Consider the following 20,754-nt stretch of genomic DNA (forward strand, 5'->3'; position numbering starts at 1 on the left):
CACGCGCCGGAGTCCGGCTCCACCGGTTTTGGGCTGGGCGGCCCAGACGGCTGCGCGCCGCCGAAACGGCGTCAGGAGGCCTACGGGCACGGCGACGGAGCAGTCGTCAGGGCAGTCGTCAGGGCAGGGGTCCGGGCCGGGGCAGGTCGGGCGCGGCCGTGTCGACCGAGGTGAGGTGGTGTGCGGCGGCGTCCCTGAACCCGGCGGCCACCGCGGCGGCGAAGGCGTGGGCGGCGCGTGGACGGCGCTCGGGAGCGCGGCGCAGGCCGAGCCCGGGAAAGCCGGACCCCAAGCCCGGTTTCGGAAGGTGCTGGGTAATCCCAAGAGATGCTTATAGTAGAAGAATGTTCGAAGCTCGACACCTGCGCGTGCTGCGCGCCGTGGCGCTCAGCGGGTCCTTCTCGGCGGCCGGCCGCGAACTCGGCCTCACCCAGCCCGCGGTCAGCCAGCAGATGAAGGCGCTGGAGACCGCGGCCGGTACCCCGCTGCTCATCCGCGGCCCCCGCGAGACGCGCCTGACCGAGGCCGGCGAGGTGCTGGTGCGGCACGCGGCGAACGTCCTGGCCGGGTTGGCGGCGGCCGAGGAGGAGGTGGCCGCCATCGCGGGGCTGCGCGCCGGGCGGGTGCGGCTGGCCTCCTTCCCCACCGGCAGCTCGACCCTGGTGCCCAGTGCGGTGGCCGCCATGCGCGCCCACCATCCGGACACCCGAGTCTCGCTGGTCGAGGCGGAGCCGCCGCGCTCGGTGGACCTGCTGCGGGCCGGGGACTGCGACATCACCCTCGCCTTCCGCTACGCCGACCTGCCCGTTCCGGCCGAGGAGGCGTGGACCGACCTCGTGGTGCGGCCGCTGCTCACCGACCGGCTGGTCGGCGTCGTCCCGCAGGGCCACCCCCTCACGGCCCCCGGGCCGTCGGGGGAGCCGGAGCCGGTGCCGTTCGCCGCACTGGCGGAGGAGCAGTGGATCGCCGGCTGCCCGCGCTGCCGCCGCCACCTGGTGGAGGTCTGCGAACGGGCCGGCTTCGCCCCGCGGATCGACTTCGCGACCGACGACTACCCGGCGGTGGTGGGGCTGGTCGCGGCGGGGGTGGGCGTGGCGGTGCTGCCGGAGTTGGCCCTGGCGTCGGTGCGCACCGACGGGGTGGCCGTGCTGCGGCTGGCGCCCGACGTCGAGCGCGAGGTGGTGGCGCTGACCCTGCCCGACCTCGCGCACGTCCCGGCGGTCGACGTGATGCTCGGCCGGCTCGCCCGCGCCGCGCTGCGGCACCGCGCGCCGGCCCCGGCCCCGGCCGCCCGGCGCTGAGCCCGGGGGCGAGCGGGGCGGCCGAGCGAGGTGGCCGAGTGGGAAGGACCCGACGGGGAGCCGGTGGGGGAGCAGGGCTGGGGAGAGCAGGGCTGGGGGGAGCAGGGCCGGGGGAGCCGGGCCGGTCCGGTGAACTCCGCCCGGGCCGACGAGAACCCGCCTGCGCGGGTCCGGCCGGAGGGGGTCCGGCCGCCCGTCGGCGGGTTCAGCAGAATCGATTCTTCAGCGGGGCCGCACCGGCAGCGAGTCCCAGTCCCGCTCCTCCGCGAAGTCCATCTCGTCCATCGGGTGCGTGCCCATGGAGTGCCGGTCGGACTCCAGGTCCGGGTCGTAGTCGTGCTCGAAGCCGAACTCCCGGTCGTCGCGGTCGTCCTGGCCGAACGTGTCCTCGGCCTCGCCGCCGAAGCCGCGGTGCCCGTACCCCGCGCCCTCGTCGTCCTCGTCGTCCTGTGCCGCGCCGACCCGGGAGCGGCCGGAGCGGGTGGTGGCGCGCTCGTAGTCGCCGTCCTCGTCGCGGTGGTCGGAGCCCCGATGGCGTGAACGGCCCATCATGGCCTCGCGTTCGTCCTCGGTCAGGCCGCCCCAGACGCCGTACGGCTCCCGTACGGCCAGCGCGTGCGCCGCGCACTCCGCCCGTACCGGGCAGCGCATGCACACCTCCTTGGCCGCCGCCTCCCGCGCGCTGCGGGCCGCGCCGCGCTCACCCTCGGGGTGGAAGAACAGCGAGCTGTCGACCCCTCGGCAGGCGGCCACGAGCTGCCAGTCCCAAAGGTCCGCGTTGGGGCCGGGAAGGCGGGAGAAGTCTGCCATTGCTCATCCCCTCGAAGAGTGGGTGACGGCCGAGGCGGATCGGTCACGACCTGACCGCACAACCGACCGTACATCTACTGTCGTAGTAGATGTAAATATGACTCATCGCCAATCTAGCCAGGAATACCCCAAAGGCCAGAAAAGAGCCGCCAAACAGTGCAAACTCCGGCATAGGGTCCGTTCGGCACTGCCCGCCGCGACCGGCGCCGTTCCGAGGTGGCGCACCGCGCCGCCCCCCGCCTCGGAAAACGCGGCCGCCGCGCCCGTCTGACCTGCGAGATGGCCGCTTTGTGCCCGTCTGGTCACGTAGAGTGCCCACGACGGCGATCCGACGTCGTAACTCTTTCGGGTGAGGGTCGTTGAGTGATGCGGAAGCGGTTGGCGGGATCACGTGATTCGGGCGTGCGCCCGAGCCGTCAGCCCCATCGGTGAAGATTCGTACTTCGTACAGCCTGGAGGCACAAGTGACGCGGTTCAGCTGCGGGGGGCGGTCATGACGTCCGTCCTCGTCTGCGACGACTCCCCGCTCGCCCGGGAGGCCCTGCGCCGCGCGGTGGCCACCGTGCCCGGCGTCGAGCGTGTAACCACCGCGGCCAACGGCGAGGAGGTGCTGCGCCGCTGGGGTGCCGACCGTTCGGACCTCATCCTCATGGACGTCCGGATGCCGGGCCTGGGCGGCGTGGAGACCGTGCGGCGGCTGCTGTCGGCCGACCCCGGCGCCCGCATCATCATGCTCACCGTCGCGGAGGACCTCGACGGAGTGGCGCTCGCCGTCGCCGCCGGCGCCCGCGGCTACCTGCACAAGGACGCCTCCCGCGCCGAGTTGCGGGCCACCGTCACGCAGGCGCTCGCCGACCCGACCTGGCGGCTGGCCCCGCGGCGGCTGCGCTCGGCGGAGATGGGCGCCGCGCCCACCCTCACCGCCCGCGAGATCCAGGTGCTGGAGGGGATGAGCCACGGCCGCTCCAACGCCGAGATCGGCCGCGAGCTGTTCCTGTCGGAGGACACCGTCAAGACCCACGCCCGGCGACTGTTCAAGAAGCTCGGCGCCTCGGACCGGGCGCACGCGGTCGCCCTCGGCTTCCGCTGGGGCCTGGTCCGCTGATCCCCGGGCGCCGCGGCGGGTGGCCCCCGGGGCCGCACGGCGGCGCCCGAACGTCCGGACGGCGCCCGGGCGTCCTCGGTTTCCCCGAGGAGGACGCATGCTTGGAGTATGGACTTCCTCGGGGATCGGCGGGGGCCGCGGATGGCGGAGGTGACGGCGCGGGTGCGGACGCGGTACGACGCGCCCCCGGCGGGCGTGCCCGCACGGCGCGCGGGCTCCGGACCCGGCGCCGCCCTTGACGGCGCCCTCGGCGCGGACCCGGGTACGGACCAGGGGCCCGGTGCCCGCCCGACCGCTCCCGGCGCCGCGGCCCAGGCCGCGGGTACGGGCAGGGCGTCGGCCGCGGGAACCGCCGCGGGCTCGGGCAGGGGACCGGTCGGCGGGGCGGCCGCGGGACCGGTCGCGGGATCGACAGCGACGCCGGCGGTGGCGTCCGCGGTGGCCTCCGCCGTGGGATCGGCTGTGGGATCGGCCACAGCGCCGAGCCCCGCGGCGGACCCCGGTGTCGTTCCGGGGGCCGTCCCGGAGGACCGCTCCGGGGCTGTCGGCGGCGCGCACGACGGGCGGGGCCGGTGGGGCGAGACGGGCCCGAGTGGTCCCGGGGAAGTCGGTGGCCCCAGTGGCACGCGTGCCGCCGGCGCGGGCGCGCGGTCCGGCCCGGTCAGGCCGACGGCGGCGGGCGCGCATAACGCTTCGGTGCAGAAGTCGGACCGCGATGCGCCGGAACGCTCCGGGGCGAGGCACCATGGAGGGATGCGTGACGACGAGCCCCCTGCCTTCGGTGCTCTCGTCCGTCGTGCGGTGGAGGGGGACCAGCGGGCCGTCCACGAGCTCCTGGCGGCCGTCCACCCCCTGGCCGAGCGGTACTGCCGCACCCGGCTGTCCCGGCTGCCCGGCGACGCCCGGCACTTCGTGGACGACCTGGCGCAGGAGGTCTGCCTGGCCGTGCTGTGCGCGCTGCCGCGCTACCGCGACCTGGGCCGGCCGTTCGAGGCGTTCGTGGTCTCCATCGCCGCCCACAAGGTGGCCGACCTCCAGCGCGCCGCGATGCGCTCCCCCGGCAGCACGGTGGTGCCTTCGGACGAGATGCCGGAGAAGCCCGACGACTCCCTCGGCCCCGAGGAGCGCGCGCTCCTCAACAGCGACGCGGCCTGGGCCCGCACCCTGCTCGCCCGCCTCCCGGACCACCTGCGCGAACTGGTCCTGCTGCGGGTGGCCGTCGGCCTGAGCGCCGAGGAGACCGGGCGGGTGCTGGGGATGTCGCCCGGCGCGGTGCGGGTCGCGCAGCACCGCGCGCTCAGCCGGCTGCGGGCCATCGCCGAGGAGTCCATGGGCGGTGTCGTGGCCAGGGACGCGCCGGGCCTGAGCGCCTGAGCGCCCTACCGGCCGGCCGCGACGGGCCGTGCCGGGTGTGACGGGCATGACAGGCGCGGCAGGGCGGCGCCGATTTCCGGTGGTCGGGGGAATGCCCGCGGAGCCACTACCATTGAACAACTCGCCAGGCAAGACCATTCGGGAAGGTGTCATGTCCGTGAACGCCGTCGGAGTAGCCGAGAAGTTCGCCACGTTGGGCCTCACCTACGACGATGTGCTGCTGCTGCCGGGCGCCTCGTCGGTGCTGCCGAACCAGGTGCACACCGCCTCCCAGGTCTCGCGGAACGTACGGGTCAACATCCCGCTGCTGTCGGCCGCGATGGACAAGGTGACCGAGTCCCGGATGGCCATCGCCATGGCCCGCCAGGGCGGCGTCGGCGTGCTGCACCGCAACCTGTCGATCGAGGACCAGGTCAGCCAGGTCGACCTGGTGAAGCGCTCCGAGTCGGGCATGGTCACCGACCCGATCACCGTGCACCCCGAGGCCACCCTGGCCGAGGCCGACGCGCTGTGCGCCCGGTTCCGGATCAGCGGCGTGCCCGTCACCGACGGGGACGGTCGGCTGCTCGGCATCGTCACCAACCGCGACATGGCGTTCGAGTCCGACCGCCAGCGCGAGGTGCGCGAGGTCATGACGCCGATGCCGCTGGTCACCGGCCAGGTCGGCATCTCCGGCCAGGACGCTATGGCGCTGCTGCGCCGCCACAAGATCGAGAAGCTGCCGCTGGTCGACGCGGACGGCCGGCTGCGCGGCCTGATCACCGTCAAGGACTTCGTCAAGGCCGAGCAGTACCCGAACGCGGCCAAGGACGCCGAGGGCCGGCTGCTGGTCGGCGCGGCCGTCGGTGCCAGCCCCGAGGCGCTGGACCGGGCCCAGGCGCTGGCCGGCGCCGGGGTGGACTTCCTGGTCGTCGACACCTCCCACGGCCACAACAGCAACGCGCTGGAGTGGATGGCCAAGATCAAGTCGAGCGTCGGCGTGGACGTGGTGGGCGGCAACATCGCCACCCGCGACGGCGCCAAGGCGCTGATCGACGCGGGCGTGGACGGCGTCAAGGTGGGCGTCGGCCCCGGCTCGATCTGCACCACCCGGGTGGTCGCCGGCATCGGCGTTCCCCAGGTCACGGCGATCTACGACGCCGCCTCCGCCTGCCTCGAAGCGGGCGTGCCGGTGATCGGCGACGGCGGCCTCCAGTACAGCGGCGACATCGGCAAGGCGCTGGCCGCCGGCGCGAGCACCGTGATGCTCGGCAGCCTGCTGGCCGGGTGCGAGGAGTCCCCGGGCGAGCTGCTGTTCATCAACGGCAAGCAGTTCAAGTCCTACCGGGGCATGGGCTCCCTGGGTGCCATGCAGTCCCGCGGCCAGGGCCGTTCCTACTCCAAGGACCGCTACTTCCAGGCCGAGGTCTCCTCCGACGACAAGCTCGTCCCCGAGGGTGTCGAGGGCCAGGTGGCCTACCGCGGCCCGCTGGCGAACGTCCTCCACCAGCTCATCGGCGGCCTGCGCCAGACCATGGGCTACGTGGGCGCCGCCACCATCGCCGAAATGGAGAGCAAGGGCCGCTTCGTGCGGATCACGGCGGCCGGTCTGAAGGAGTCGCACCCGCACGACATCCAGATGACCGTCGAGGCCCCGAACTACCACAGCTGACGGCCTCCTCCGGGAGCACCGTGTGAACCGCCGCCCCGCCTGGCACCGCGCCGGGCGGGGCGGCGGTTTCCGGCCCGGTGGGCGGGCCTGGGATACTGGGCGGGCAGGTCCAGAAGAGAGAGGCACGACGTGACTGAGATCGAGATCGGGCGGGGCAAGCGGGGCCGCAGGGCCTATGCCTTCGACGACATCGCCGTGGTGCCGAGCCGGCGCACGCGGGACCCGGAGGAGGTCTCCATCGCCTGGCAGATCGACGCCTACCGGTTCGAGCTGCCGTTCCTGGCCGCCCCCATGGACTCCGTGGTGTCGCCCGAGTCGGCGATCCGCATCGGCCGCCTGGGCGGCCTCGGCGTGCTCAACCTCGAAGGGCTGTGGACCCGCTACGAGGACCCGGAGCCGCTGCTCGCCGAGATCGCCGAGATCGACGACTCGCGCGCGACCGCCCGGCTCCAGGAGATCTACGCCGCGCCGATCCGCGAGGAGCTGATCGGGCAGCGCATCAAGGAGGTGCGGGACGCCGGAGTGGTCACCGCCGCCGCCCTGTCGCCGCAGCGCACCGCGCAGTTCTCCAAGGCCGTGGTGGACGCCGGGGTCGACCTCTTCGTGATCCGCGGCACCACCGTCTCCGCCGAGCACGTCAGCGGGTCGCACGAGCCGCTCAACCTCAAGCAGTTCATCTACGAGCTGGACGTGCCGGTGATCGTCGGCGGCTGCGCCACGTACACCGCGGCGCTGCACCTGATGCGCACCGGTGCGGCCGGCGTGCTGGTCGGCTTCGGCGGCGGCGCCGCGCACACCACCCGCAACGTGCTCGGCATCCAGGTGCCGATGGCCACCGCCGTCGCCGACGTGGCGGCGGCCCGCCGCGACTACATGGACGAGTCCGGCGGCCGGTACGTGCACGTGATCGCCGACGGCGGCTTCGGCTCCAGCGGCGACCTGCCCAAGGCCGTGGCCTGCGGCGCCGACGCGGTGATGATGGGCTCCCCGCTGGCCCGCGCCACCGACGCGCCCGGCCGCGGCTTCCACTGGGGCATGGAGGCGGTCAACCCGGTGCTGCCGCGCGGCAAGCGGATGAACCTCGGCACGGCCGGCACCACCGAGGAGATCCTGCTCGGCCCCTCGCACGCTCCCGACGGCTCCATGAACTTCTCCGGCGCGCTGCGCCGTTCGATGGCCACGACGGGCTACTCGGAGCTGAAGGAGTTCCAGCGCGTCGAGGTCACCGTCTCGCCGACGCACCACCTCTGAGGCGCGTCACCGACGGGTCGCGCCGCTGAGGCGCTGTGACGACGGGGCCCCGGGCCCGCAAGGACATCCTTGCGGGCCCGGGGCCCCGTTCGCGTACCGGGCGCGGATCAGCTCTCGCCGGTCCGCTTGGTCAGGCCGAACGCGGCGACCCCGGCGAGGACCAGGTAGAACGCCCGCATGGCGCCGAAGTCCGACTTCCATCCGGTGAACAGGATGTGGAAGTGGTGCAGCAGGAGGCTCGTCGCCGACACGTCCTGGTTGTGCTGGGCGAAGAAGTGGCTGACGACCAGCGCGAGGCCGAAGATCTCACCCGCCACCACCGACAGCAGCGTGATCAGCACCGCCAGGAACGGCAGCGCCTTGTGCCGGCCACCGACCTTGCCCATGACGACGCCGACGAGCAACCCGACCGCCAGCGCGGCGTAGCGGAGCTCCGTGGTGGTGCCGTCGCTCTTGGCCATGGCCCGCAGCAGGCCGCCGTACGCGAGTGCGGCGACGACCGCCGCCACCACGCCCAGCCCGATGGCCAGCCCCGGCTTGCCCTGGCGCGGCGGGACGGCCGCGCCGCCCGGGTAGCCGGCGGCCGGCAAGGGCGCGGCCGCCCCGACGGGCGGCCCGAACGGAGCCGCGGCCGCCTCCGCCGGCGTCTGGGGCGCTCCCGCGGGCGGCCCGTACGGGGTGGCCGGAAGGCCCTGCGGGGCCGAGGGGGCCGCGGCGTAGGGGTTGTCGGCGGGCGGTACGGGCTGTGCGTAGGGGTTGTCGGCGACCGGTACGGGTTGGGCGTAGGGGTTGTCGGCGACCGGAACGGGCTGGGCGTAGGGGTTCTGGTCGGCGGGTGGCTGCGGTGGCGGGAAGGTGGCGCTCATGACGGTTCCCCCGAGGTCGGAAGAGCGAGTCGTTCCGCACGGGAGGCCGCCGTGGGGGGACGCGGCGGCAGGGGAGGAGCCAGGAACGGCCGGGGACGCTGCCGCTTCGATGGCGGGTAAGCGTGCCGTGCGAAACGTGGACGCCGAAATCTAGCAGGCCGGAATGACAGTCCGACAGGATGATGTGGCGGCCCGTTACATCACGACAACGCGCGTTTTGTCGCTCCTTCCCGCCCGCTGCGTCCCTGCCCCCTCGTCACCCGCTCGGGTCGCCACAGCGCCGCGCCCGAACCGCGCCCCGACTGCGCCTGAACTGTGCCTGAACCGCGCCCGAACCACGCCCGAAACGCGCGTCTGACCTGCCGTGAGCTGGGGCGACGTGTGGGGGTGCGGCGATACGACCGGCCTCGGCGGCTCGCGGCGGCTACAGCCGCGCCGCCGCCCCCGCCGGAGTCGCACCCCGGGTGTCGAGCATCAGCTGGGCCTTGACCGCCAGCCCCTGCAAGTCGTAGGTGCGGTGGTGCTGGAGAAGCAGCGTCAGGTCGGCCTCGGCGGCGGCCTCCCACAGCGAGTCGGCCCGCGGCACCGGACGGTCGAGTACGCGCCACTGCGGAATGTACGGGTCGTGGTAGCAGAGCTGCGCGCCCAGCTCGATCAGCCGGGTGCCGATCTCGCGGGCGGGCGAGCCCTCCTCGTCGGCGAGGTCGGCCTTGTAGGTGACGCCGAGCAGCAGCACCCGGGCCCCGCGCAGCGACTTGCCGTGCTCGTTGAGGAGGGTCGCGGCGCGCTGCACGACGTAGCGCGGCATCCGTCCGTTGACCTCCTGGGCCAGTTCCACCATGCGCAGCGGGTGCCCGGGGGTGCGGGGCCGGCCGGGGGCGAAGTGCGGGGCCGCGTTCGGGTCCAGCGGCACCGCGTGGCCGCCCACTCCGGGGCCGGGCCGGAAGGCCTGGAAGCCGAACGGCTTGGTCTCGGCGCAGCGGATCACGTCCCACAGGTCCACGCCGAGGTCGTGGCAGAAGACCGCCATCTCGTTGGCGAAGGCGATGTTGACGTGCCGGTAGTTGGTCTCCAGCAGCTTCACCGCCTCGGCCTCGCGCGGGCCGCGGGCCCGCACCACCCGCTCCGTCAGCCGGCCGTAGAACGCCGCGGCGGCCTCGGTGCACGCCGGGGTCAGCCCGCCGACCACCCGGGGGGTGTTGCCCAGGTGGAAGGCGCGGTTGCCCGGGTCGAGCCGGCCGGGGGAGTAGGCGAGGTGGAAGTCGCGTCCGGCCGCGAGCCCCCCGGCCTCCAGCAGCGGGCGCAGGTACTCCTCGGTGGTGCCCGGGTAGACCTGCGACTCCAGCACCACCGTGGTGTGCGGACGCAGGTGCCGTCCCAGGGTGCGGGCGGCGGCGGTCAGCGCCGTCAGGTCGAGCGCGTGGTCCTCGCTCAGCGGGGTGGGCACGCAGACCACCGCCGTGCGGACCCGGCCGAGCACCGCCGGGTCGGCGGTGGCCCGGAAGCCGCAGCCCAGCAGCCGCCGCAGGTCGGAGGAGGACAGCGCCCCCGCCGCCGGCCGGCCCGCGTTGACCTCGGCGACCGCCGCCGGGTCCGGGTCGTACCCCACCACCCCGACGCCCGCCGCGGTGGCCGCCTGGGCCAGGGCGAGGCCGGCGTGTCCGAGTCCGAGTACGGCGAGGTCAGCGGGCATGGGGTGCGGGTCCTCTCCCTGGAGCTCACTGGAGCCGGCCGTCGGCGGAACCCACGGATGGACTCATGAACAGCTTCAAAACAGGCTAACCAGACAAATCACTGATATGACCGCTCGGCGCGCCGAACGGTCGCTCGTCCGCAGGCCGCCGGTGGCCTCCGTCCCCGTCCCCGGCCCGGCCCCTCGTCGCGCCCTCGCGTCCGCGGACGGCCGTGCCCCCGCCCACCTGCCCGTTCGTCCGCGAGCCGGGTCGGCCGCAGCCGGTGGCGGACGGGCGCGCGCTGGCCGCCCGCGCCCGTCCGGGTCACTATCGAAAGCGGGGACCGGAGCGACGCACGGGCCGGCCCCCGGGTAGGCCCCTGGTCACGCAACGCGCGGCGACGCAGTCACGGAGGCACGGATGCGTACGACACCCCTCGGCCCGGAGGAGCGGGCGCAGGCGCTCGCCCGGATGGCCGAGCACGAGCTGGACATCCTGGTGGTGGGCGGCGGCGTGGTGGGCGCGGGAACAGCGCTCGACGCCGCCACCCGCGGCCTGTCCGTGGGCCTGGTGGAGGCCAGGGACTGGTCGGCCGGCACGTCGAGCCGCTCCAGCAAGCTCATCCACGGCGGCCTGCGCTATCTGGAGATGCTGGACTTCGCCCTGGTCAGAGAGGCGCTGAAGGAGCGCGGCCTGCTGCTGGAACGGCTGGCCCCGCACCTGGTGCGGCCGGTGCCGTTCCTCTACCCGCTCCAGCACCGGGGCTGGGAGCGGCTCTACGCCGGCGCCGGCGTCGCCATGTACGACGCCATGTCGGTCTCCTCGGGCCACGGCCGCGGCCTGCCCACCCACCGCCACCTCAGCCGCCGCCGGGCCCTGCAGGTGGCCCCGGCGCTGCGCAAGGACGCCCTGATCGGCGCCCTCCAGTACTACGACGCGCAGGTGGACGACGCCCGACTCGTCGTCACCCTGGTGCGCACCGCCGCCCACTACGGTGCCGGCGTCGCCAACCAGGCGCGGGTCGTCGGCTTCCTGCGCGAGGGCGAGCGGGTCGTGGGCGCCCGGGTGCAGGACCTGGAGGCGGGCGGCGAGTACGAGGTGCGGGCCAAGCAGGTGGTCAACGCCACCGGTGTCTTCACCGACGACACGCAGGCCCTGATCGGCGAGCGCGGCCAGTTCCACGTGCGGGCCTCCAAGGGCATCCACCTGGTGGTGCCCAAGGACCGCATCCACTCCACGACGGGGCTGATCCTGCGCACCGAGAAGAGCGTGCTGTTCGTCATCCCCTGGGGCCGGCACTGGATCGTCGGCACCACCGACACCGACTGGGACCTCGACAAGGCCCACCCGGCCGCGTCCAGCGCCGACATCGACTACCTGCTCGAACACGTCAACTCGGTGCTCTCCACGCCGCTCACCCGGGACGACGTCGAGGGCGTCTACGCCGGGCTGCGGCCGCTGCTGGCCGGCGAGTCCGATGCCACCAGCAAGCTGTCGCGCGAGCACACCGTCGCCCACCCGCTGCCCGGCCTGGTGGTGGTGGCCGGAGGCAAGTACACGACGTACCGGGTGATGGCGAAGGACGCCGTCGACGAGGCGGTGCACGGCCTGGACCGCCGGGTCGCCGACTGCTGCACCGAGGAGGTGCCGCTGCTGGGCGCCGCCGGCTACCAGGCGATGTGGAACGGCCGCGCCCGCACCGCCGCGCGCACCGGCATCCACGTCGCCCGGATCGAGCACCTGCTCAACCGCTACGGCACCCTCACCCAGGACGTGCTGGACCTGGTCGTCGAAGACCCGTCCCTGGGCGAGCCGTTGCCCGGCGCCGACGACTACCTGCGCGCCGAAGTGGTCTACGCGGCACGGGCCGAGGGGGCCCGGCACCTGGAGGACGTGCTCACCCGCAGGACCCGGATCTCCATCGAGACCTTCGACCGCGGCACCGGCTGCGCCCGTCCCGCCGCCGAGTTGATGGCGTCCGTGCTGGGCTGGGACCAGGCCCAGATCGACAAGGAGGTCGCGTACTACGAGAAGCGGGTGGAGGCCGAGCGCGAGTCGCAGCTCCAACCCGATGACCAGACCGCGGACGCGGCCCGGTTGGGCGCTCCCGATATCGTGCCTCTGTAGGGCGTGTGCCGGAAGTCCCGCCCCGCCCGGCCGGTTGACGCCGGCTCGGCGCGGGCGGCACGTCCTGGCGAGACGACGCCTCGGCGTGGAGCCGGCCGCGCCACGGGGGACGGGAGAGCACGACGGACATGGGCGGATACGTCGACGAGGGACGGCTCGTAGCGGGCCGCTACCGGCTGGTGCAGCGGATCGGCCGGGGCGGGATGGGCACGGTCTGGCGGGCCGAGGACGAGATCCTCGGCCGTCAGGTCGCGGTGAAGAAGCTGCACCCACCGCAACCGCACATGGACGACGAGGACTTGGCCACCCTCTTCGAACGCACCCGGCGCGAGGCCCGGGCGGCCGCCCGGATCAGCCACCCCAACGTCATCGTCGTCCACGACGTCGTCGACGACGCCGGGCTGCCGTCGATCGTCATGGAGTACGTCCCGTCGATGACCCTCGGCGAGCGGCTGAAGGAGAGCGGCCCGCTGGAGCCGGCCGAGGCCGCCAGGATCGGCCGCGGCATGATCGCCGCCCTGCGCGCGGCCCACCGCGCGGGGGTGCTGCACCGCGACGTGAAACCCGGCAACGTGCTGCTGGGCGCCGAGGGCGACGGCTCCCGCGTGGTGCTCACCGACTTCGGCATCGCCCAGGCGTCCGGCACGTCCACGCTGACCCGCACCGGCGAGCTGATCGGCTCCATCGACTTCCTCAGCCCGGAGCGCATCCGCGGCCTGCCCCCGGGTCCCGAGGGCGACATGTGGGCGCTGGGAGCCACGCTGTACCAGGCGGTCGAGGGGGTCTCCCCGTTCCGTCGCGCCACGGCGATCGAGACCGCCTACGCCATCGCGCAGGAGACGGTGGAGCCGCCGGCCCGTGCCGGGGTGCTCAGCGAGGTGATCGCCGGGCTGATGGCGAAGGAGCCGGGGGAACGGCTCTCCGCCGAGGACGCCGAGCGGATGCTGCGGGTACCCGCGGCCGAGTTCGACACCACCCTCGTCCAGCGCGGCCGGCTGCCCCGACAGCGGTCCGAGACCGCCGACGCCGCCGACGCCTACCCGTCCGTGCCCTCCGAGCCCTCCGAGCCCTCCGAGCCCTCCGCACCGTCCGTGCCGCCCGTGCCCTCCGCGGCTGCGACGGCCGCGCCGGACGGGCCCGCCACCGGCCACGGGCAGGGCGCCCCGCCGGTCACCGCCACCCACCGCGGCCAGCCGCCGGCCCGGCCGCGTCGCCGGGCGGTGTGGGTCGCGGTCGCGGTGGCCGTGGTGGTGGTCGCCGCGGGGACCGGCTTCGCGCTGGCGAAGCGCGGCTCCCATACCGAGGCCGGTTCCACCGGCCGCCCCACCGCCGCAGCCGAGTCGCCGACCGCCACGGCCGGCACCCCGACGCAGCCGCCGACGCAGTCGCCGAGCCCGTCCGCCACCACGCCCTCGGCCTCCCCGCCCCCACCGCTGCCCGACGGCTACCACCTGGCCACCGAGGCCGACCACGGCTACGCGATACCGGTGCCCGAAGGCTGGACCCGCAGCACGAAGAACGGCGGCGACGAGGTCAACTGGGTCGACCCCAGCGGGGTGGTCGACCTGAAGGTCAACGCCCTCGAATTCGGCAGCACCGACCCGCTCCAGCACTTCAAGGACCTGGAGCCGCAGACCGAGCAGGCGGTCGGCGCCGACGGCTACCACCGGGAACGGATGCAGCCCACCACCGCGTTCGGCGACAAGGCGGCGCTGTGGGAGTTCACGTTCAAGGGCTCCGTGCGCGACTGGCACGCCATCGACCTCGACTTCACCCAGCCCGGCGGCACCGAGTACGCCATCTACCTGTCGGCGCCGCAGACCCAATGGCAGCAGTGGCTACCGGTGTTCAACAACGCCGTGGCCGGCTTCCGGCAGGGCTCCGCCGCGGGCGGCTGAACCGGGGCCGTCCGGCGACCGGTTCGCCAGCACCAGTGCGGTTCGGGGATGATGGGGGCGTACGGCCGTACGCCCCGGCGGACGGCCGCGCCGCCGCGCCGTCCCGGCCCGGGACTCCGCGCGGCCGCGGCGGACGCGCGGAAGTACGGTGCGGCCTCCGCTGCCACCCGCGGCGACGCCGCCGCGGCGCACGGCGGTCCACGGCCGGTCGCGGCAGAGCGGTGGGTCGGCGGGCAGGGCGGCGGCAGGCAGCGGCAGGACAGTAGGCGGACGGCGGTAAGGCGGCAGGCGGCGGCGGACAGCGGCAGACGAGCAGACGACAGCAGAACCACACCTTCCGCGGCCGGCCGTCCGGCACCGGAGCAGACAACGCAGGGGACATCCATGAGCGAGGTCGAAGACAGCGAGGGACGCCTGCTCGCCGACCGCTACCGCCTCGAAGACGTACTCGGCAAGGGCGGCATGGGCACGGTCTGGCGGGCCGTCGACGAGACGCTGGGCCGCCGGGTCGCCGTGAAGGAACTGCGTCTGACCGGCGACGTCGACGACAACGAGAAGCAGCGGATGATCACCCGGACGCTGCGCGAGGCCAAGGCCACCGCCCGCATCCGCAACACCGGCGCGATCACCGTCTACGACGTCGTCAGGGAGGACGACCGGCCCTGGATCGTCATGGAGCTGATCGAGGGCCGCTCGCTGGCCGACGTCGTCCAGGACGACGGCCCCGTCACGCCCCGCCGCGCCGCCGAGATCGGCCTGGTCATCCTCGACGTGCTCAAGGCCGCGCACGCCGAGGGCATCCTGCACCGCGACGTCAAGCCCTCCAACGTGCTGCTGGCCGGCGACGGGCCCGGCGGCCGGGTGGTGCTCGGCGACTTCGGCATCGCCCAGATCGACGGCGACCCCTCCGTCACCTCCACCGGCATGCTCGTCGGCGCCCCCTCGTACATCTCGCCCGAGCGGGCCCGCGGCCAGAAGCCCGGCCCGCCCGCCGACATGTGGTCCCTCGGCGCGCTGCTGTACGCCGCGGTGGAGGGCCACCCGCCGTACGACAAGAACAGCGCGATCGCCACGCTCACCGCCGTCATGACCGAGCCGGTCGGCCCGATGCCCAACGCCGGGCCGCTGGCCGAGGTCATCACCGGACTGCTGGTCAAGGACCCCGAGCGGCGGCTCGACGAGCCCGGTGCCCGGCGGCTGCTGAGCGCCCTGCTGGCGGCGCCCGAGGCGCCGGCGGCGGGCGGCGCGACGGCCGCCCTCGCCCCGTCGGCCGGCCCCGAGGACCGGGCCGCCCTGACGACGGGCCCGTCGGCGCCGCGTGACGCCGACTCAGGCACGGCGGGCGCGACAGCGGCCGCCGCGCCGTCCGGCGGCACGTCCGGCGCGGCCGGCCCGTCCCTCGACGCCGTACGCGCCCGGGAGGCGCTGCGGTCGCTGCGCAACGCCTCCGCCGGCCCCGCCAAGGGCACGCCGGTCCGCTCGGAGCGCGCACCCGAGCACGGCACGCCGGGCGGATCGACCGCCCCGCCGCGCGCCCCGCTCACCGACGTACTGCCCCGCCGCACCCTGCTGCTGCTCGCGGCCGCCGTGGTGATCGCCCTGATCGGCACCGTCATAGGCGTGGCCGTCGCGCACTCCGGCGGCGGCTCCAAGGACAGCAAGGACAACGGCGCCCCCGCCTCCAGCGTCCCCGCCGGCGGCACGGCCAAGGACACCGGGGACGCCGGGAACACCGCCTCGTCGTCCACGACACCCGCGACGACGGCGCCGTCCACGACGCCCGCGACGACCGCCCCCGCCACGACGGCCTCGCCGTCCGGGGCCTCCGACACCGCGGTCCCGGCCGGCTGGTACCTGTACCACGACCAGATCAACGGCTTCTCCATAGCGCTGCCCGACGGCTGGAAGCGGGTCGGCAACAACGGCTACGACACCGGCTCGAAGCTGGAGGGCCCGGGCGACACCAGCCTCCTCGTCGACTGGAACGACACGCCGGGCCCGAGCGCGCTCGGCGCCTGGAAGACGGCCTCCGCCGCCGCGTCCGGCTCGATGGACGACTACCACCTCCTGCACCTCGCGAACGTCGACTACCGCGGCTACGACGCGGCCGACTGGGAGTACGAACGGCTCCAGGGGGGTAAGGCGGGTAAGCAGGTACACGTCCTGAACCGGGGCATGGTGACCGACCCGAAGCACGGCTACGCCATCATGTTCACCACTCCGGCGGGGGAGTGGGGCAGCGCCGCGAACCAGCGGGCACTGAAGACCTTCTTCGCAACCTTCAAACCGGCGAAGTAGTCGCCCGGTAGCACGTATGGTGAGTAAACGCGGACCGTCCGCAGCCGGAAACCACCCGAACGGGGCGGAAGTTGTCCGGAGGCGACCGGTCTGCGGCGTAGAGCGAGCGGACCGGTAAGGGGGGCGCCGTGGAGGAGTACGCGGGGCGGGTACTCGCCGATCGGTACCGGCTGCCCCGGCCGCCGGCCGACGAGTTCGAACTCGTCGAGACGCGCGCCTTCGACACCTACAGCGGCCAGGAGGTCCTGGTCCGCCAGGTGCTGCTGCCCGAGGTGGTCAGCGCCGAACTCCCCGGCGAGGAGAGCAGCGGCGGGACAGGCTCCGGCGGGGCGGGCGGGACGGAGGGCCTGGGCGAGAGCGCCCGGCGCGCCCTGGAGGCCGCGCGCACCGCCGCCGCCATCCCCGACCACCCGCGGCTGGTGCAGGTCTTCGACATCTTCGTCGAGGACGGCAGCCTGTGGATCGCCAGCGAACTGGTACCCGGCCGCCCGCTCGCCGCCCTGCTGGCCGAACGCCCGCTGGACGCCTTCCGCGCCGCCGAGGTCGCCTCCGACGTGCTGACCGCGCTGCGCGCCCTGCACGCCCACGGCTGGGTCCACCGCAACGTCACCACCAGCACCGTGCTGGTCTGCGACGACGGCCGGGCGATGCTCGGCGGGCTGGCGGCCGGCGCCGCGCAGGAGGCGCTGTGCGGCTACGACCCGCTGCCCGAGCAGGTGCTGGCCGGCGGCGCCGAACCCGACTGGCACGGCCCCAGGTCCGCCCTCGAACAGGAGCGGGCCCGGCAGAACCGCATCACCGTGGTCGGCGCGGTCACCGAGCGGTGGGCGCCCGAACAGGCCCACGAGGTGCACGAGAACTGGCGGCTGTCCCCGCCGGTCGGCCCGGCCGCCGACCTGTGGGCGCTCGGCTCGCTGCTTTTCCGCACCGTCCAGGGCCACCCGCCCTACCCCGAGGACAACGCCGCCGAACTCGTCCAGCTGGTCTGCTCCGAGCCCCCGGCGTTCGCCGAGGACTGCGGCCCGCTGCGGCCCGTCGTCGAGTCGCTGCTGCGGCCCGACCCCGAGGAGCGGCCCGAGGCGGAGGAGCTGGGCGGCTGGCTCCGCTCGCTGGTGCGCGCCGCGCCCGAACCGGAACTCGGCACCGACACCGTCCAGGTGCCCACCGACCCGGAGAAGCTCCCGGTCAAGCGGCGCCGTGGTGAGCTGGTGCGGCGACGGCGCCGGTCGGCCGCTGCTGCTGCCGCCTCCGCTGCCGCCGCGGACGGCTCCGCGCACCGGCGGCACGCCCGTGGCAAGCAGGCCCGCCAGGGCCGGCCGCCGAAGGCGTCCGGCGGCACGGCCGCGGCCCCCTTCGAGGAGGACGGGGCAGCCGTCGCGCCGGCCGTCGCACCGGTGGAGCCGGACTTCGAGCCGCGGTCGACCTTCGAGCCGCGGTCGTCCTTCGAGTCCCGCCCCGCGAAGGAGCCCAAGCCCGCCCGGGTGCCCAGGCCGAAGTCGGCCGCGCGCACCGCGGCCTTCGGGTCCGGGCCGGCCGCCGACCGCGGCTACGTCCACGAGGAGGACGTGGTCTACCGCCGCCCGGGCGGCAGCGGCGAGGAAACGTCCCCGCGCCGGCTCGGCCTGCGCCTGGTCGTGGCGGTGCTGCTGATCCTCGCCGCTGTTCTGGTCTACGCGCTGCTGGTGATGCCGCACCGCGGCGGGTCCGGCTCCGGCGCCCAGCCCGACCGCTCGGTGCCCGCGCGGATGTCCGGCGGCGACGAGGGCAAGGGCGGCGCCACGACAGCCGCCACGGCCCCGCCCTCGACCTCGTCCTCCTCGTCTTCGGCTCCCTCCTCGGCGCCCTCGTCGGCCCCGTCCGCTGGGGCACCGGCCGGAGGCGGCGGCACCTCGCCCGCCGCCGGGTACACGCTGCGGCACGACTCGGCGGGCTTCACCGTCGCCGTCCGGGCCGGCTGGGCCCGCACCGGCCGCAACGCCAAGGACCAGGTCGGCTTCTCCGGCGACGGCGTGCAGATGACGGTCGTCCCCGGTCGCGACGCGTCCTCGCACTACGGCAGCGACCCGGTCGCCTACCAGCTGGACGAAGCCGAGCTGGCCCCCTTCCGCGCCTCCTCGTGGTCCTCCGCCTCCGGGCTCCAGTCGCTCACCGTCGACGGCCACCCGGCCGCCGAGGGCGAGTACACCTACCGCGACGACAGCGGCCAGAGCGTGTACGCCTGCAACCTCGCGGTCCTGGTGGACGGGAAGTACCACGTCATCCTCGTCGCCGGCCCGGACACCCAGAGCCTCCTCGTCCAGCAGGCGTTCGACCAGGCCGTGCAGACCTACCACGCGGGCTGACACCGCCGCCCGGCGCGGACGCCCACCGGCCCCGCGCCGGACGCCCACCGGCCCCGCGCCGGGCGGGCGCCGGCTGCGCGCGGGTGGTGCGCAGGTGGTGCGCCGGTGTGACCAGGGTGAACGCGTACGCCGCCAGCCGGGACTGGCGTGGTTGCACACTCCACCGAGAAAAAGGCTACCGACAGGTAGCCCCCGGCGTCCGCTCCGCCGTACCCTCACCGGCATGACGGACTCGAGGGATTCGAGGGATTCGAGGAACTCCGCGCAGCCGACCTCGCCGTCGGTGCCAGGCGCACCCGGCTCCGGCGACGGCCTCCCCGGCAGCCCCGGCGACGGCCTCACCAGCGACGCCGGCGCCCCCTCCGGAGACGGCACCCCCTCCGGAGACGGCAAGCCGGTCGGCGCCGGCAACCCCGTCGCGCCCGCGCCCGCGACCGCGCGCGGCCCCCGCGACGTGGTCACCCCCGACCTGGTCGCCCGCCTGACCAGAGGCGTGATCGGCTCCGGCACCACGTTCAATCACACCCCGCTCACCGGCGGGACTCTTGCCGAACTCCCCGAGAGCAGCCCGCGGGAGGTCGCTGAGGCGTTCGAACGGGCTCGCCGGGCGCAGGCCGGATGGGCGGCCCGCCCGGTCCGCGAACGCGCCCGCGTCCTGCTGCGCTTCCACGACCTGCTGCTGGGTCGGCAGGCCGAGGTGCTGGACCTGATCCAGCTGGAGACGGGCAAGGCCCGGCTGCACGCCCACGAGGAGGTGCAGGTCGTGGCGATGGGCGCCCGGCACTACGGCCTCAGGGCGCCCTCCTACCTCGGCCCGCGCCGCCACTCCGGCGCCCTGCCGGTGCTCACCAAGGTCGTCGAGGTGCGCCAGCCGCGCGGCGTCGTCGGGCACATCGCACCCTGGAACTACCCGCTGGAGCTGTCCATCGGCGACGCCCTGCCCGCGCTCGTGGCCGGCAACGCCGTGGTGATGAAGCCCGACACCGAGACCGCGCTGACCGCGCTGTGGGCGCGCCGGCTGCTGATCGAGGCCGGGCTGCCCGAGGACGTCTGGCAGATCGTCATCGGCGACGGCCCGGTGGTGGGCCCCGCGGTGGTCGAGCACGCCGACTACGTCACCTTCACCGGCTCCACCCGGGTCGGCCGGGAGATCGCCAGGACCGCCGCCGGGCGGCTGGTCGGCGCCTCCCTCGAACTCGGCGGCAAGAACCCGCTGCTGGTCCTCCACGACGCCGACCTGGACCGGGCGGCCGAGGGCGCGGTGCGGGCCTGCTTCGCCTCCGCCGGGCAGCTGTGCATCTCCATCGAGCGGCTCTTCGTCCACGAGTCCGTGGCCGAGGAGTTCACCGCCAGGCTCGTCGAGCGCGCCCGAGCGATCCGGCTCGGCACCGCGCTCGCGTACGGCGCCGGGATGGGATCGCTGGCGGGGGAGCGGCAGTTGGCCGCCGTCACCCGGCACGTGGAGGAGGCCCGCGAGAAGGGCGCCACCGTCCTCACCGGCGGCCGCCACCGCCCCGACATCGGCCCCTACGTCTACGAGCCGACCGTCCTGGAGGGCGTCGAGGCGCCGATGGCGGTGTGCGCCGAGGAGACCTTCGGCCCCGTCGTGTCCCTCTACCGCTTCCATGACGAGGACGAGGCGGTGCGGCGCGCCAACGCCAGCCCCTACGGCCTCAACTCCAGCGTGTGGACGCGCGACACCCGCCGCGGCGCCCGCGTCGCGGCCCGGCTGCGCACCGGCACCGTCAACGTCAACGAGGCGTACGCGGCGGCCTACGGCACCGTTCGCGCGCCCATGGGCGGCATGAAGGAGTCCGGGCTGGGCCGCCGGCACGGCAGCGAGGGCATCCTCAAGTACACCGAGGCGCAGACCGTGGCCACCCAGCGGCTGGCCCCGCTGGCACCGGCGTTCGGCATGGACGACGAGGCGTACGCGCGCCTGCTCAGCCGCGCGCTGCGGCTGATGAAGGGCCTGCGTATCCCCTGACGGCCCCGAAGTCCTGAGGTCCTGGCGGCCCCGAGGTCCTGAGGTCCTGGCGGCCCCGACTGCCCGTCGGC

The 20,754-nt window shown here is 74.7% G+C and carries 13 protein-coding genes and 1 pseudogene; 10 read left to right on the forward strand and 4 right to left on the reverse strand.

The features are described 5' to 3' along the window. Window positions 1-118: 118 nt before the first annotated feature. The gene (locus BS72_RS36640; RefSeq protein WP_157856286.1) at window positions 119-292 is read right to left on the reverse strand and encodes a hypothetical protein; all 174 of its coding nucleotides are present in this window, start codon (window positions 290-292) and stop codon (window positions 119-121) included. 52 nt (window positions 293-344) lie between these two features. Here BS72_RS36640 and BS72_RS20440 point away from each other — a divergent pair, with 52 nt between their 5' ends. Next, on the forward strand, window positions 345-1,301 hold the full coding sequence (locus BS72_RS20440) for a LysR family transcriptional regulator (protein WP_037912443.1): 957 nt from the start codon (window positions 345-347) through the stop codon (window positions 1,299-1,301). 528 nt (window positions 1,302-1,829) lie between these two features. On the opposite strand, the pseudogene BS72_RS20445 reads toward BS72_RS20440, so the two are convergent. Then, window positions 1,830-2,111 (reverse strand): annotated as a pseudogene (locus tag BS72_RS20445) (WhiB family transcriptional regulator); the annotation flags it as partial. Between the two features lie 493 nt (window positions 2,112-2,604). On the opposite strand from BS72_RS20445, the gene BS72_RS20450 reads away from it, so the two are divergent. From BS72_RS20450 to BS72_RS20465, 4 genes are all read left to right on the forward strand, one after another. Next, entirely contained in the window at window positions 2,605-3,216 is a 612-nt protein-coding gene (locus BS72_RS20450) for a response regulator transcription factor (RefSeq protein ID WP_003948568.1), read from the forward strand. A 753-nt stretch (window positions 3,217-3,969) separates the two neighbouring features. Then, complete coding sequence (shbA, locus tag BS72_RS20455) at window positions 3,970-4,590, forward strand: RNA polymerase sigma factor ShbA (RefSeq protein ID WP_051951318.1); 621 nt, start codon at window positions 3,970-3,972, stop codon at window positions 4,588-4,590. Window positions 4,591-4,741: 151 nt separating this feature from the next. Beyond that, window positions 4,742-6,241, forward strand: a complete 1,500-nt coding sequence (gene guaB / locus BS72_RS20460) for an IMP dehydrogenase (protein ID WP_037912444.1) — start codon at window positions 4,742-4,744, stop codon at window positions 6,239-6,241. Between the two features lie 129 nt (window positions 6,242-6,370). Next, window positions 6,371-7,492, forward strand: coding sequence for a GuaB3 family IMP dehydrogenase-related protein (locus tag BS72_RS20465; protein WP_037912446.1), 1,122 nt, complete (start codon window positions 6,371-6,373; stop codon window positions 7,490-7,492). A 107-nt stretch (window positions 7,493-7,599) separates the two neighbouring features. Here the strand turns inward: BS72_RS20465 and BS72_RS34420 are convergent, their stop codons facing one another. Both BS72_RS34420 and BS72_RS20475 read right to left on the reverse strand, forming a co-directional pair. Further along, window positions 7,600-8,358 carry a hypothetical protein gene (locus BS72_RS34420; RefSeq protein WP_051951321.1) on the reverse strand — a complete coding sequence of 253 codons (759 nt, stop codon included), beginning with the start codon at window positions 8,356-8,358 and terminating at the stop codon, window positions 7,600-7,602. A gap of 424 nt (window positions 8,359-8,782) precedes the next feature. After that, window positions 8,783-10,051: a nucleotide sugar dehydrogenase gene (locus BS72_RS20475; RefSeq protein ID WP_037912448.1), complete on the reverse strand. Its 1,269-nt coding sequence runs from the start codon at window positions 10,049-10,051 to the stop codon at window positions 8,783-8,785. A gap of 400 nt (window positions 10,052-10,451) precedes the next feature. On the opposite strand from BS72_RS20475, the gene BS72_RS20480 reads away from it, so the two are divergent. From BS72_RS20480 to BS72_RS20510, 5 genes are all read left to right on the forward strand, one after another. Beyond that, entirely contained in the window at window positions 10,452-12,158 is a 1,707-nt protein-coding gene (locus tag BS72_RS20480; RefSeq protein ID WP_037912449.1) for a glycerol-3-phosphate dehydrogenase/oxidase, read from the forward strand. 128 nt (window positions 12,159-12,286) lie between these two features. Beyond that, window positions 12,287-14,056 (forward strand): serine/threonine-protein kinase, encoded by a 1,770-nt coding sequence (locus tag BS72_RS20485; protein WP_037912452.1) that lies wholly within the window; start codon window positions 12,287-12,289, stop codon window positions 14,054-14,056. A 384-nt stretch (window positions 14,057-14,440) separates the two neighbouring features. After that, complete coding sequence (locus tag BS72_RS20495) at window positions 14,441-16,354, forward strand: serine/threonine-protein kinase (protein ID WP_037912457.1); 1,914 nt, start codon at window positions 14,441-14,443, stop codon at window positions 16,352-16,354. 128 nt (window positions 16,355-16,482) lie between these two features. Further along, window positions 16,483-18,696 carry a serine/threonine-protein kinase gene (locus tag BS72_RS37370; RefSeq protein ID WP_051951323.1) on the forward strand — a complete coding sequence of 738 codons (2,214 nt, stop codon included), beginning with the start codon at window positions 16,483-16,485 and terminating at the stop codon, window positions 18,694-18,696. A 223-nt stretch (window positions 18,697-18,919) separates the two neighbouring features. Beyond that, window positions 18,920-20,683: a succinic semialdehyde dehydrogenase gene (locus tag BS72_RS20510; protein WP_037912461.1), complete on the forward strand. Its 1,764-nt coding sequence runs from the start codon at window positions 18,920-18,922 to the stop codon at window positions 20,681-20,683. Window positions 20,684-20,754 lie beyond the last annotated feature (71 nt).

It is taken from the genome of Actinacidiphila yeochonensis CN732, assembly GCF_000745345.1.
Taxonomy (GTDB): Bacteria; Actinomycetota; Actinomycetes; order Streptomycetales; family Streptomycetaceae; genus Actinacidiphila; species Actinacidiphila yeochonensis.